Below are 14,409 nucleotides of genomic sequence, written 5' to 3' on the forward strand. Positions count from 1 at the left end.
TCAGTGGCTTTTTTAGTAGTCATTACAATCCCAAGCTAAGCCAGGCATATCAGCGAAAAAAGGCTGCCCGATCTCGGACAGCCTCCACTCTTACTTCATATTGACTTTTAGCTTATATGGTGTAATGCTAGCAACGCCTTTAGCATCGCTTACCTTGACTTGATAGCTGCCTTTTTTCAGGTTCAATACGACCACTTCTTCATCATCCTGCATGAATGAATCGGAATGCTTAATCAGTTTTCCGTTCTGGTAGATATCGATTACGCCGTCCCCTTCACGCCCAGTAGCCAATGAAATGGTGCCTTTGGCGTCCTTGGCCAGATTAAATGTGAACCAATCGGTATCTCCGCCTGTCACTCCAGCATTCAAATAACCGGATGCACTGAAGGCAGTAGCTGATTCTTTTTTCATCGCCACTGGTTTAGTACCGGTCGATTCGTCTTTGCGGTCCATGTCGGTGATTGTCATCGTATATGGAAGCAGTGAAAAAGAAGTGTCATCCATCATCATGCCTGCCGTTTGGATAATATAGCTTTTTCCTTTCGTTACTTTGAAAGAACCTGAAGTAAACCCAAGCGGTCCTTTCAATAAAATAGTAACGGGCACATCTTTCTCGTAATCTATTTTATGGTCATTATCTGTATCTTCGTACAGAAGCCCTATCGGATGATATTGGCTCAATAACTCTTGCGGATACTTCAATTGCATTGGATAATCGGCTTTTCCTACTTGGAACGTCACGGCTTTAATTCCGGTTTTTTCAGCAGTGAAATAATAGGAATCAACATCATTCGGCATCGCTACGTTTGCTTGGAATGACGAGGATGGCAGCTTAACCGCTGTCGTTTCATCATTTGGCTCAAATTCATCTTCGACATTCGATGCAACGATGCTAGCTTGTATTTCATAAGGCTCATATGACACTGAACTTCCTGTACTCCAATCGTTGCCGACAGCAATTACATATTTTTTCCCTTTTTGAAGACCCGTGTAAAAACGGTCTTTCAATGTGTTTTCATAGCTGGCCCAATCAAAATTATTTGAAATGGGATTAAGGGATACGTAACGGTCCCCATTCGCTTCTTCCTGCTCCACTACTTCATTAATCTCGATCAAAGGCAAAATGCCATCTTTATTTTGGACAGTGAAATCAAGGATACTTGATTCTTCAGGCTCTACAAGGTAAAAATCGATATCCGCGTTATCTTGGATATAACCGGAAGCCTTCTCCCCTATGGTGAATGGAAGAGCCTGTCCGACGATTTGGTCGATCCGCTCTGTTTGTTCGGCAAAATAAGGATCTACCGCTGAGGCCTTAACCAAACCTTTACGCTTTTTCAGCCGTTCGGGTACGGCTTCTTGTTCAGCTGATTCATCCTCTTCGCCACCGTACAGAGAAGATTCATTCAACCCGTCTTCATCTTCCGTAACTGCTTTGGATTCAACAGATAATGTATACGGCAATAAAGAGGATGGCTTTTTCTCTTCATCGTTGCTCATACCGATTGTTTCTGCGAAAAGGGAGCCAAATGTGATGAACATTCCTCCATACGAGCCTCCGCCATCGCCCCTTACTTTAATGATATATTCCTGGTCCGGCTCAGCTGTGAAGTTTAGTTTTTCCCCTTGGCCGATTCCTTTGCGGTCAGCCATCATATCCCACATATAACTGTCTTCGCCCTCCAATGTTTCTTTCAGGAAAGCTTGTTTTTCTTCAGCAGTCATTTCCTGGTCTTCTGTCAGTGCACTTATATTATATAGTTCAATCGCCGTATTAAGCCCGGCGATCCCCGACATATCAACCTTGACCGACTGCTTCTCTTTTACTTTCAGTTTAAAGTAATCATAATCGCCATTCTCCCCAGCTATCGTGAATGGCTGCGGTGTTTTATAAGGGAGAGGATCTACATCGATCATGCGGTCCGTAGAAGATTCATCAGCCGGAAGCTGATCGGCTGTTTCCACAGACAATGTATAGGATGATGCTTCCCTGCCGCTGTCATCATAATTGCCGTTGACATCCTTTACGCCTATGGCGACCGTGCCGTCAAACGGTGCTTGAATCAACTTAGCTTCCACACTGCCATCCTGGGTCTCATTCACTTCTTCAGATTGCACTTGGCCATTTGTCCCGAAGAAGCGAACCATGATTTTATAATCATATTGCTTGCTGCCGTTAAGGACATTCTGGATATATTGGCCTTTTTTCACGTCGAACTTAATCCATTGCTGTTCAAATGGCTTAGTCAGCTTTCCTTGCTTTTCAATCTTCTTCGTGGCATCTACTTCTGCCGCTTCTTTCAAGACTTCTTGATTGGATAACTCGCCTTTAACGTACGCTGGAATCGATTTGACATTGTAAGATAACGCCTTCACCGGATTAATAACACCATTGGCATACTTTAGGTCATATCCTCGTTCCCCTAAGTCATCCGCTGTCTTTTCTAGAATATATTCTACCTGTGCTGGAGTGAGATTCGGATTCTTCGTCAACAACAATGCTGCAGCTCCCGCAACGACAGGAGATGCCATTGACGTTCCGCTCATCTTATCGTAAGTCGATTTTTTATCCGGATCATACAGCGAGCTGTATACATCCTCGCCAGGCGCAACAACATCGACGGACGGGCCGTAATTGCTATAAGAAGACAATTTGCGGTCACTGTTTAAACTGCCTACTGAAATGACTCCCTCATAACCGGCCGGTGTGCTGACCATATCACTGTTATCATTTCCTGCCGCAGCCACTACTGTTACGCCTTTGCTGATGGCAGCAGCCACTGCCTCTCTCATGATCGGTGAATCGCCATATCCGCCCAGACTCATATTGATAACTTTTGCCCCATGATCGACCGCATACATAATTCCTTCAGCAATAGTGGCGTCTGTCGCAATAAATCCATCAAATACATCAACTGGCAGAATCTTTACGTTCGTTGCTATGCCGTGCCCGCCGATGCCGTTGCCTTTTTCTGCGGCAACGATGCCGGCCACATGGGTGCCATGAGAATCGGCAAGCGGCTGGTTCGCTGGATTAGCCGCGTTATAACCCGGCAATAGGATATTCTTTAAATCAGGATGATTCATATCAACGCCGCCATCCACCACGGCAACAATCACTTGATTTTTCCCGGCCAGACGCTGCGCCTGGTCTGTATGTAACATCGTATGCTGGTACTGCTGCCCTGCCTTTGGATCACTTGTTGTTTCCAGTTTTTTATACAAATAACTTGGCGAAATAGATCTTACTTTTCCAAGTTTGCTGTATGTTTTCATGACTTTGGATAAGTTAGCCTTATTCTTAACCTTTATTTCTGCATAATTTAGTTTGCTGACTTGCCGTTTCACAGTTCCTCCGGCAGCCTTGTGCTCAGCAGCTGTTAATGGTGTTTTATATTTAATCACAAAGGAATCTTCGCTTACCGGAAATTTGTTCGATTGGTCTTCGTTTTTCTCCTTCCACGAATGGATCATAGAAGATGCGCTTGTAGAAACTATTTTAGCGCTTTCTTCCTTCGCAAATGCAGCCGACGGCAATGCCATCGAAGCGGCGAGCACAGTGCTGAAGCCAGCAGCCGCCCATTTCTTCCTATTTTTCTTCATAGTTCTCCCCCTTGTATATTAAAAACAGACTCTATAACTCTATGGTACACTTACAATTTTATGATAAAAAAGAAAAATATACCATCTATTTATAAGACGAACGAATCAGAGAAAAGTTTCAGGATTATAGGAATCTTTTAAAGACAAGAATCGACAAAAAAGGCTGCTTCCTTTTTGAAACAGCCTCTGTTCTGTCTATTCATCTTCAATGAGAAATAATCGTTGGCCAATCATAGGATTCGCTTCTGTCAAGGGAACAGATGACTCGATTGGCTTCACTCGGAACTCATTTGTCCCTTCCTGTTTAATCGTGCCAGGTTTTAATGTTAACTCTACTGTTGTTTCGTCATCACCTTGGCTGATCTCTTTAATCGCTTCGATTTCAGCGCCATCTACCTCATAAAACTCTTTCTGCAACGCCTGCTTCAGCTGGACTTTTTCCGAAAAAGCAACGATTACCTTGCCGGGATTGTGGGCAACGATACTCACATTAATCGTTGAATGCAGCCCCTCTCTCACATCACCGGTATAAAATTCACCCAAATATATTTCCGGCGCTATTTCGCCATTGTATCCCGTTGTGAGATTTTCAGGGAGGATAGGATCGTACTTCGTGTAATCCTGCAGTTTATGGAGCTTAATGCGGATTTGGTTTGTCCTGCCGTTCACGACCTCATGCTTTTCTACCATTGCATTTTCGTTATAAATGACTTGGTCTTTGCCATTTTGGTCTTTCGTGTGGAAACGGATGGTCGGATGCTCAGCTACGCTCTTGATCTCACGGTCATAGGTAATAATCAAGTATTGATCCCCTTCAATCGTTAATAGCTGTTCATTTATAACCTTCATTTCCGGTGCACGATACGCAACAGTCTGGGAGGAGAGGACACCGTCGGCACTTTTGGCGTTAAAGCGATATGTATCAGCCTCAGCGGCAGCCTCCACATCATGGAAGGAAGAAGTACCTGACATCAGGAACATCGCTGCAGTAAAGTTAGTCAAGATTAACAGTCGTTTCTTAGGGGTAAACATTCCATCCTGAGCCTCCTAACCGCTTGTGAAATTATTCACTTTCCTCTACCCGTTTATTATTCCAAAAAACCGAAAAAGAATCACCTTAAAGGACAATTCTGTTCATCCTTACTATAGCGCCAAAACTTTTTCTGCAGAATTGCCCGCCCGGTCCTTGACCGTTAAAATGATGCGCAGCGATTCATCATTCAGCCAGTCATTGCCGCTCATCGAAGTGCTGATTGTTTGGCCGGCAGGCAGAATGCTTTTGTATCTACTATCATTCAACAGGCCAGGGCCATATTTTTCTTCAATACCATCTTCGTTCTTTACTTTCAAATAGCCAGGCCATGTTTTATTTTTCGTTTTCTTCGTCACATATTCTCCGTTTTCCTTCACCTGGTACTCAAGAATGACATTGGATTGATTGCCTGGTTTCACCGACAGATCGATTTCCTCTTCTACTATAAACTCCACGATGATTTGAGAATCGGGATTCATCCTGATAGAAGCCGATGAAATAACCGGAGGAACGATATCGATGTCATCCTTGTCGGCCACGTCTATGGCCATTTGCGCTATTTGGCCCGTAATCAAAGATTTAGCGGTCACAATAGCCGTCCCGGTTGAAACGCCTGCATCAAAGAAAGCCTTCCCTTCTTCGTCGACAGATAGAGAATCGACATCCATCACTACAGGGTTAGAAGAAGTAAATTCGATTCCATCAATCACTTCCACATCTTCTTTTCCATCTTCATTGGGCAAATGAGGAAAAAATCGGATCTCTTCACCATATTCATCATACAAGTGATAAGGCATTTCTATATTTCTATCTTCTGTATAGACCGATGAGTCCAATTCATTCAATTGGATCCAGCTGCCGACACCTTCACCGCGATTGAATGTAGCATCAAACGCTCTCATCAGGAAAATCGCATAATCACCGCGTTTGGCTTTCTTTCCGGTTCCAAACTGTGTTTCCGTGATGCCGTCTGTAATGCCATTTTCCACGAGCGCAGATACCGCTTCAACGTATTTAGGGGCTACATCGGAGAAATACACCTGGGTATCGCCTTCCAGCCCAAATCCGCGCTGAATCCAAACCGCCAGCTCGCCGCGGGTAATTGTGCTATGCGCATCAAATGTGGCAGTAGTCTTGCCAACTGTGATGCCTTGTTCTTTCAGTGCATTGATATATTTCACACCGCGTTTTGGGACATCCGTAAATCCCGAATCAGGCGCATTTTCTATATCCAACTCTAATACCTTCGCCAGCATAATGGCTGCGTCGACACGTTTGATTTCATTTGGCACACCAAATTTTGTCGTGGAAATCCCTTGAATGCCATAACCCAATAGAAAATCGACTGCTTCTCCATATCGGGGAGCCACATCCGTGAAGGTGCCCGCAGAAGCTGTGGGTGACGCTACGAGCGCTGCTGCCATTGCACCAGCTATGAACTTTTGAAACGCTTTTGGTTGATAAGCCATCCTCTCATGTCTCTCCCTGTTTTTCTGTGGTGTGTAGTCAGTGCAATTACTCTTTAAATCTATTTATCTGAATACTATAAATAAAAAGAGAACTTCAGATGAAAAATAGATGGCGTACCAGTGAATGTTTTATTCCGCAAAAAAACCGGCCAGACTCAGTGGTCCAACCGGTTTTTTCCTTCTATATTATTGGTCTACCTTTACGACAGACGGAAGTACTAACTTATTGCCTGCTTCATCGGTAATATCCAAGGTTGGTAAGGCTTTCAGTCCAAGCCCCTTGTTTAGTGTATCGGCGGAAACCGCTTTGATTGTAAATACGGCTGATTTAGAAGCCGTCGTGCCTATATTGGCATCATGTCGTTCCGGCGGGTTTTGCTGTTGTCCACCCACCACTATTTCAAAGTCGGCATTCGCTTTGCTTGATTGCTTGACTGCTTCCGAAAAAGTCAATGTGACTGTGTTGGTTGTCGAAAGCTTTGCGTCGGTAATGGTTGGCGCTACATTTTCCTTCAAGAAAATGGCTGTTCTATAAGGATCCATTGCCACTGTAGACCCTTTAGCTTTGATGCCCTGGATTCTCATCTCCCGGTCTCCGGTATACGTATTTGAATCAGCCTTCAGAGTAAGAATCGCCTTTTGTGTAGTTGCGTTATCCGAATTGACCGGGCCTTCAAGTCTAACGTCTTCCACTACAACTCCATCAATCGTATAGTTTTCTTTATTGACTGCAGTTGCGCCGTCTACTTCTTTATTAAAAACCACTTCTACTTTATTGTTATCGGAAGCGGACTGTTCCACCTTCGCGATTGCCACTTTTTCCGTATTGGAAGGCATGCCATCCTTCCCTCTTGTAAATGAAACGTTCTTTCCATCGGCTAAAACGCCGCTTTCACTTTTGACGCCAGCAAAAGCCAGATTTAACTCAAACTCTGTTCCCTCGATATCAAGGTTTGTCCCTAGGAAGGAAGCGAGTTCGGTCCGAATAACCTTCTTATTAGAAGCATTCTTGTACATCACCTTGGCGGGAGAAATGTCATTTTCGCCAATATTTCTTGTTACGAAATTTCTTTTATAGGTGCCAGTCGCATCGACTGTGGAGTTAACATCCAGCGCGACATCCTTATCAAAGGTCAGTTCCAGATATTCTTTTTGGTCCGCCGGGTCGGCCACTACGTTGTAAGAAAGCACTTTAGGAGCGGCGTTATCCTTCGTGAAGGTAACCACCTTACTCACATTGTCGCCTTGTTCGCCGCTAAGGTCGGTAAAGGAAGAGACACCTATTGTCTTGGGACCATCCAATAAGTCAGCCGTAGTCACTTTATATTTAGTAACATCGTTGCTGTCACGCTCTACAGATGAAGCAGCCTTGCCGCCGATTGTGACAGTCGGCGCCTTGATCAGCTGTTCGGAGAATTGAACAGTGAATGTCCGGGCACCCGTTTGTGTGATGGCTGACACCGTAGGCTTCGTGCCATCTTTATCACCGCGCTGGAACGTAACCATAGATGGATTTGGCGATAGGAAATTTCCTGCCTGGTCACGCGCTCCCATAAATGTGGCTATTATCTCTTTATTTGCCGGGACACTGGCATCCATCATGATCACTGCTTCGGTGGCGCCGGCTGCAATTTCGCCTGTAATGCCGGATACGCTTGAACCATCCGCCATCTTGAATGTGATATTCTGAAATGCCTGCATCGGTTCAGAGAATTTCACCTTCACTTGCGCAGAAGAAATTTTTTCAACGCCCACGATCGTCGGAGGAGTGACATCAGCTGGAATCACAATCATCTGCTCATACGTCGCTACGTTTTCGCCTTTCACCGTTTTCACTTTATCCAGCTTGATGTCATAGCGTTTTTCCATTGGCACGGAAGAAGTGACAGTGAGCGTTTTGCCATCTTCAGAAAGCTTCCCACTATACGAAGCGCTTACATTTGGCTGATCAAGCGAACGTAGAGAAAACACACCGTCTATCATCGTTCCGCTGAGACCGTCCGTAAAAATCGACTTCGGATCTACTGCTTTGTTGAAACGGATCTGCAATTGAGTAGCGCTCGTTGCTTTCGCTTCTTCCACTTTTGGAACAGCCGCCACAACTTTATAAGGCTTAGCTGCAACAAATTCAGTCGACTTAAAAGCGACATTGACCGTCACATCCTGGTCTTCCTCGCCTTGTTCCACCTCAGGCACTGCCAGTATGGCTGATTTCTTGTCGTCCGCCAGTTTCAAGCTTGTCGGTACAACCGAAACGGCTTCTTTCCCGTTAATAGCTTGCATCACTTTAAAGTCAGCAAGAGCAGCTTCCTTTACAGGTTTATCGAACATAACAGTGATTTTGCCGTTCAAGGCGTCGACACCTGTCAGTTTAACTGTTTCCTCGGGAGGATTTTTAAGTTGATAAGCCCGCATCAAGAAAATCGCATAATCACCGCGTTTCGCATTATTAAAAGTACCAAAGTGATTGCTGTCAATACCAGTAGTGATCTTATTGCTGGCCAATGCGTAAACAGCTTCTTTATATCTGTCAGGCGTGTCCAAAAAAGAGACTTCTGTATCAGCATGCTTAATCTTAAAGCCCTTATAGATCCATATAGCCAGCTCTCCGCGCGTAATCAAACTGTCACTGTCAAATTTCTTGGCGGTCTTCCCGTTCGTAATCCCTGCCGCTTTCAAAGCATTCACATATTTAGTTGCCCGCGGCGGTACATCCGTAAAACCGGAAGCCGGAGCCTTCTCGATATCCAAGTCCAGCACCTTCGCCAACAGAACAGCCGCATCAACACGCTTAATATTTTTACTAACCCCGAATTGTGTGGACGAGAGACCTTCCGCCCCTTTTGACACAACAAAATCGACCGCTTCCTTATAATTTTTATTCACATCCGTAAAAGAAGAAGCAGACGCAAGAGGCGCCACCGCCGAAGCCACCAATGTAACCGTCGCTGCCGAAGAGACAAACTTACTCATTTTCTTTGGTTTGTAAGGCATGTTTTCTGATCCTCCCCGATTTGTATGAAGTAGATATAATGAAAAAACCAAATGAGAATCACAGAGGTCTATGAGTCTATCATTTGGTTGTTTTTGTAATACCCATTAATTTGTAAAATATTCATTTTCTATTAAAAGTTGTTTTTATTATTTTAATCTGTTCAGTTGTACGGCTGTAGCTATCTTGAAAAAATCGATTGTTCTGCTTGCTTCCTGTTTCCCCCAACTTATTCTGGTGAAAGGAGCCTTTTCATATTCAGAGATAATATACTTTTTCACACAATAATACGATTTTTTCTTATTATCTTCGAGTCAGGTTTAATTGTCTATTCTAGATGGGTTAAAAATGAAACCGCTGATGAAAATACAGAAAAACCCCGAATAAAGAACTTTTTAAAGTATCTATTATTCGAGGTATAGGTATAGTTTAAATCTCACTAATTAATATTCAATTAGTTTTATTGCTTCTTAAGGCCATAAGCAGCTACTAAAGCATCAACTAATCCTTTATATGCATTTGGGATATTTGTTTCTTCATCTAGCAGTGTTTGAAGATGACTTTTTAACGTAGCTTCATCCTGTGCATACGTATTTATCGCACTAGCCATACCAGTGCCATTAAATAAACCAGCATCACTGGCATTTTTAATTTCATTTGCAACAGCTTGAACTTCTATTGAAGTAGCATCTGTATTTGTAAATGATAGGGTTGGAACTTCCACATCATTACCTAAATGTAAAGCAGCAATCTGTTCGTTTACATTTTCTTCCGCCAATGTTTTTGCGCTATTCCCGTCTTATACCACATTCAGGTGGTTTTCGAATCGGGCCTACACCGCACGAGCGACTTTCATCGCATACGGCGTGCCATCAACTCATAAAACGAGATCCTATATGATATCATAAAGTGAATTTTCATTGGATCACTTACAGCCTCGGATGAATCATTTAGAATAATCAAAGGATATTCATTTTATGTTTTCGCTGACTGGGTTCCTTGGCTCCATCTAGTTTTCCCCTCCTCGTATGTTACCATACAAGTCCAAACGGCTAGCAATCAACACTACTATGAACCCGCTGCCACCTTACTAGCTTCATTGGTGCTACCCCACCTCTTCTAGTAAGACTTCAAACGTTCCATTATGCTGCCCCCTTATTTTGGTAGCCTTAGGCTTCCACTACTCAGGTGTGGACGTGACCTGTTTAACAGTTTAAATTATACAAGATCACCAACTCGTTATTTCAAACGAGAGAAATGGATATGAACTCCTAGCCATTCACACATCCAATTGTTCCACCCTGCCTACATGGATTCGTTATCCTAACCATAGCCACCTTTTAAAGAACCCCGCCTCAGTACCTTGAGTACGACTTCACCTGACTTCACCCCTTCAAGCAGATAGGCTTTCACTGGATGCAGGAGGATTAGGCTCATGATTTCAAAAACTGTTAACCATGCGTCAGAACTCCCCTGACGAATTCAGCATAATAGTTAGAAAAAGACCCCATAGAAATATCTTAGTACAGTTCTATGGGGTTAATTCTACTTATTTCACTAGAAAACTAGCTTATAAAGTAACGTTTCGTTTAATTTTGTTGAGAAGTAACAACATTGATTGTATCAAATACTTGTGAAGTTGTTGCATTACGAGCTGCATCTTCAACAGAACCTACAATTGATACAGAAGCAGGTTTTACGCTAGAAGTTGAATTGTCTGCTTTTAAATTAATAGTAACAGTATTATCACTTACTGCAAGAGACTCGATTGTACGTCCTGCGACTGTAAAATCAGCATCTTGTACAGACTGAGCATAAAGTGTCTCAGAGAATGTAAGAATTAATTGATCTTGAGCAGTAGGAGCAGTACCATCAGTAAAAGTTGCTGAGCTAATTTCAGGAGCAAACTTATCAGCCGCTTGAACTGCATTGACTTTTACAAGAAGCCCATCATTATTTTTAGCCTTAACAGTGTAATCCTCATCCACATTAGAATCTACAGTTACATCAGTTGCTGTGTATGGAAGATCTGTTCCAACAGTTAAAGTAAGAACTGATTTACCATTTTCAATAGAGTTCACTACATTATTAGTAGTATGAGCAGTCTCGCCAGTTTTCACGATAAAATCTGAAGCTACTGCACTAGTGATAACTTCATCAAAGTACAATTTAACTGTGCGTTTTCCAGTAACTTCAGCTTTAGTTGCCGCAACAGTTGATTGATTTTCAGACACAGTTACCTTAGTAGAGAATGCTTCGGTTAAGTTACCAGTAGCGTCAGCAACACGTCCAACTGTGATAGATTGTTTAGATGCAGTTGTGAAATTTTTAACTTCAGAGAAATCAAGAATGACTGCTTTGTTACCATCTACTGCAGTAACTGTAACGGCTGAATCAAGATCAGCATCATTATATTGATATTTGGCTTTGTCAGTAATTGAAGCTGCATTCATTGCTTCACTGAATTTAACTTTTACTTTCTTAGCCCCAGCAAGTAAGTCAGCTGTTGGATTAACAGTCGGAGCAACCATATCATTCACATAGAACGTACGAGACACTTCACTGATTTTGTTATTAGAAGTATCAGTTACGTCTTTTACAGTTAATTTATAGTTACCACCTGCAAGGTCGGTATTTGATGTAACAGTCACCGTTTTGTTATCAGCACCAAGACTAACATCTGCTTGTACCTTATTATCTTCATCATCTGTTAATACAAAGTTAGCAGCAGTTACTGTGTTTGATTCTAGTTCTTCATTAAATTTAACTTCAATTGTACGTTTAGTTTTACCTTCTACAGTAGATAGAACTGGAGCAGTAGTATCAGCCGCATAAGAAGCAGTAAGTTCTTGAGCTGCTAATTTATTTCCCCATTTATCTTGTAAAAGTGTTCCTTTTTCATCTTTATAACCTAGGAAAAACTTCACTTGGCCTTCAGGGAATACAGCACCAGCAAAATCAACTACGATTGTGTCGCTTGTTCCGTTTTTAAGACTAGTTACAGACTCTGCCTTATAACCATTTCCACCTTTAACTGTATGGAAAATTTCAAGGTTATCCGTCAATGTGCTAGGGTTAATTTCTTTGTCAAATTGAATTTCAACAGTGTTATTGTCTACTACTTTAGATACAGAAGCTTTTGGAGCTGAAGTATCTGTTTGGTAAACGAAATTTTTAGCTACTTCATCAATTTTGAATCCAGCATAGTCAGTTCCACCAGAAATAGTTAAAGTGTGAGAAGAATTGTTAGTTGGATCAATACCGATAGTTAAATCCGCATAATCTTGCCCTGCAGTCCAAGACGTTGAAACAATTGCAGTTGCACCATCATTTAATTTAAAAGTTGGAACAGAAGCAAGTGGCTCGGAGAAGTGTACTCGGATAACACGTGGAGCTACCACTTCAACATCATCAGCTTTAGGAGCTACGACATCAATGAAACGAACGTCTTTAGAAGTATCAGCAACTACTTCACTTTTAACCGTTTTAACATTTTTAACAGTCAGAGTTGCATCAGTAGATTGGTTTTGAGCAGCAAATGTAAGAACTACAGTTTTCTCTCCAGTAACTTTAGCAGCTGAAGGGTTAACAGCATTCCCATTACCAACTTTTAGCTCATAATTAGCTAAAGTTTCAGCAGTTGCTTTATCAAGTTCTTTGTTAAATTTAACTTCTACTTGTCTAAGATTAATCGCACTTACAGACTTAACAGCCGGTGCAGCAGCTTCCACTTTATAAGCATCAGCACTTACAGCTTTTCCTTCTTTATAAGCAGCAGCGATTACTACGCTTTGCTCGTCGTCAGCTTGTTCAACTGTTGGTACAGTCAATACAACTGATTTTTTGTCGTCAGATAGTTTAGCGGCAGTTGCTGTTACAGTAGTTGCTTCTTTACCGTTGATTGCTTGAGTAAGAGTGAAGTCTTTTACGTCAGCAGTTTCAATTTCTTTATCCAATGCAACTGTTACTTTGCCGTTTTCAGCTTTAACAGATGTTACTGTAGCAGCTTCAACTGGTGTAACATTGGCTGCTCTTAGAAGGAATTTAGCATAGTCGCCGCGTTTAGCATTTTGGGTTGTTCCGAATTGAGTTTCGCTTGTACCGTTAGTGATTTTGTTAGCTACTAGTGCAGCTACTGCAGATTCATAACGGTCAGATACGTCAGAATATTTTGTATCAGCAGTGCCTTTTAGTTCAAATGCTTTTTGAACCCAGATTGCTAATTCACCGCGTGTGATTAGATCTTGAGCGCCAAAAGTTGTAGGGTTTTTACCATTTGTAATGCCAGCTTCTTTAAGGGCATTTACGTATTTAACTGCACGATCAGGCACATCAGTGAAACCTGCTTTAGGTGCTTTTTCTATATCTAATCCAAGAACTTTAACTAAAAGAACAGCTGCGTCCACACGTTTGATGTTTTCGCCCACGCCGAATTTAGTTGGAGTTAAACCTTGAGCTCCTTTAGATACTACAAAATCAACAGCTTCTTTATAAGAATCATTTACATCAGTGAATGATGCAGCTGATGCCAATGGAGCAACAGCAGACGCTACTAAAGTTGCAGTAGCAGCAGTGGCTACAAATTTCTTGAAGTTTTTTGGTTGGTATGTCATATAGATCCTCCCGTTTTGTGAAAATATTTGTTTAAGACACACAATGTATAGGAAACAGTGAGAAACAATCTGCCGTTATTTGGATCAAATGGCGACAGATTGTAAGTTATACAGTCTTATATGAGGAAAAGATTAATGGTTGGTCGAATTTGCCAGTTTAATCCACCTATTGGCTATTAAGCCAAATATTACGTAAGACTGATATACTGTTAGATTATACATTTATTTAATAAAAAAACAAAAATTCACAAATAGGAGAAATGTAAGAAAAATATAGATAAATATGTAAAAGTAAAACATATAATTCCATTTTTAGTAATTAAATAAATTAAAAATACCTTTATTATTTTCTTTATATTATCATTTTTGGATAATATAACTAATATAATAAATATTTATATCCATTTTTACTTTTTTCTATTTTTGGATGTTTTTTCTTTAAAATTGGAATAAAAATGGAGGTTTTGGTTTTTAAATGAAGTGATTTCCTATCCCTTCTAGTAATAGGGGTCTATTACACTAGAACAGCAGTCTTGATAATTTACTAATATAAGTAATATATCGGTTGTATTTGTAAATTTTTAAGAAATTTTACCTTAAATATTACAAATGTTACGATTAGAATTCAAAAATCGGTGATATTTTTAATAGGAACAATGCAGGGGAGTTCTGGCAACAAGTCAGCTTAGATTGGAGCCA

Annotated in this window: 6 protein-coding genes; all 6 read right to left on the reverse strand. The window is 41.5% G+C overall.

The genetic code is table 11. The annotated features are described in order from the left end of the window. Window positions 1–90: 90 nt before the first annotated feature. On the reverse strand, window positions 91–3,603 hold the full coding sequence (locus BN1765_RS18420; protein ID WP_050616485.1) for a S8 family peptidase: 3,513 nt from the start codon (window positions 3,601–3,603) through the stop codon (window positions 91–93). Window positions 3,604–3,798: 195 nt separating this feature from the next. Next, window positions 3,799–4,635 carry a hypothetical protein gene (locus BN1765_RS18425; RefSeq protein ID WP_050616486.1) on the reverse strand — a complete coding sequence of 279 codons (837 nt, stop codon included), beginning with the start codon at window positions 4,633–4,635 and terminating at the stop codon, window positions 3,799–3,801. Between the two features lie 111 nt (window positions 4,636–4,746). Further along, on the reverse strand, window positions 4,747–6,105 hold the full coding sequence (locus BN1765_RS18430) for an S-layer homology domain-containing protein (protein ID WP_050616487.1): 1,359 nt from the start codon (window positions 6,103–6,105) through the stop codon (window positions 4,747–4,749). 186 nt (window positions 6,106–6,291) lie between these two features. After that, a complete protein-coding gene (locus tag BN1765_RS19865; protein WP_050616488.1) occupies window positions 6,292–9,099 on the reverse strand; it encodes an S-layer homology domain-containing protein in 2,808 nt (935 codons plus the stop codon). 458 nt (window positions 9,100–9,557) lie between these two features. Further along, window positions 9,558–9,875: a hypothetical protein gene (locus tag BN1765_RS18440; RefSeq protein ID WP_050616489.1), complete on the reverse strand. Its 318-nt coding sequence runs from the start codon at window positions 9,873–9,875 to the stop codon at window positions 9,558–9,560. A gap of 811 nt (window positions 9,876–10,686) precedes the next feature. Next, window positions 10,687–13,710, reverse strand: a complete 3,024-nt coding sequence (locus BN1765_RS18445; RefSeq protein ID WP_050616490.1) for an S-layer homology domain-containing protein — start codon at window positions 13,708–13,710, stop codon at window positions 10,687–10,689. Window positions 13,711–14,409: the final 699 nt, after the last annotated feature.

The sequence above is a fragment of the Bacillus testis genome (genome assembly GCF_001243895.1).
Lineage (GTDB): Bacteria > Bacillota > Bacilli > Bacillales > DSM-1321 > Bacillus_AD > Bacillus_AD testis.

Coding starts and splice junctions, on each gene's coding strand:
- BN1765_RS18445 (WP_050616490.1), bottom strand. CDS start 13,710: ATGACATACCAACCAAAAAACTTCAAGAAATTTGTAGCCACTGCTGCT.
- BN1765_RS18425 (WP_050616486.1), bottom strand. CDS start 4,635: ATGTTTACCCCTAAGAAACGACTGTTAATCTTGACTAACTTTACTGCA.
- BN1765_RS18430 (WP_050616487.1), bottom strand. CDS start 6,105: ATGGCTTATCAACCAAAAGCGTTTCAAAAGTTCATAGCTGGTGCAATG.
- BN1765_RS18420 (WP_050616485.1), bottom strand. CDS start 3,603: ATGAAGAAAAATAGGAAGAAATGGGCGGCTGCTGGCTTCAGCACTGTG.
- BN1765_RS19865 (WP_050616488.1), bottom strand. CDS start 9,099: ATGCCTTACAAACCAAAGAAAATGAGTAAGTTTGTCTCTTCGGCAGCG.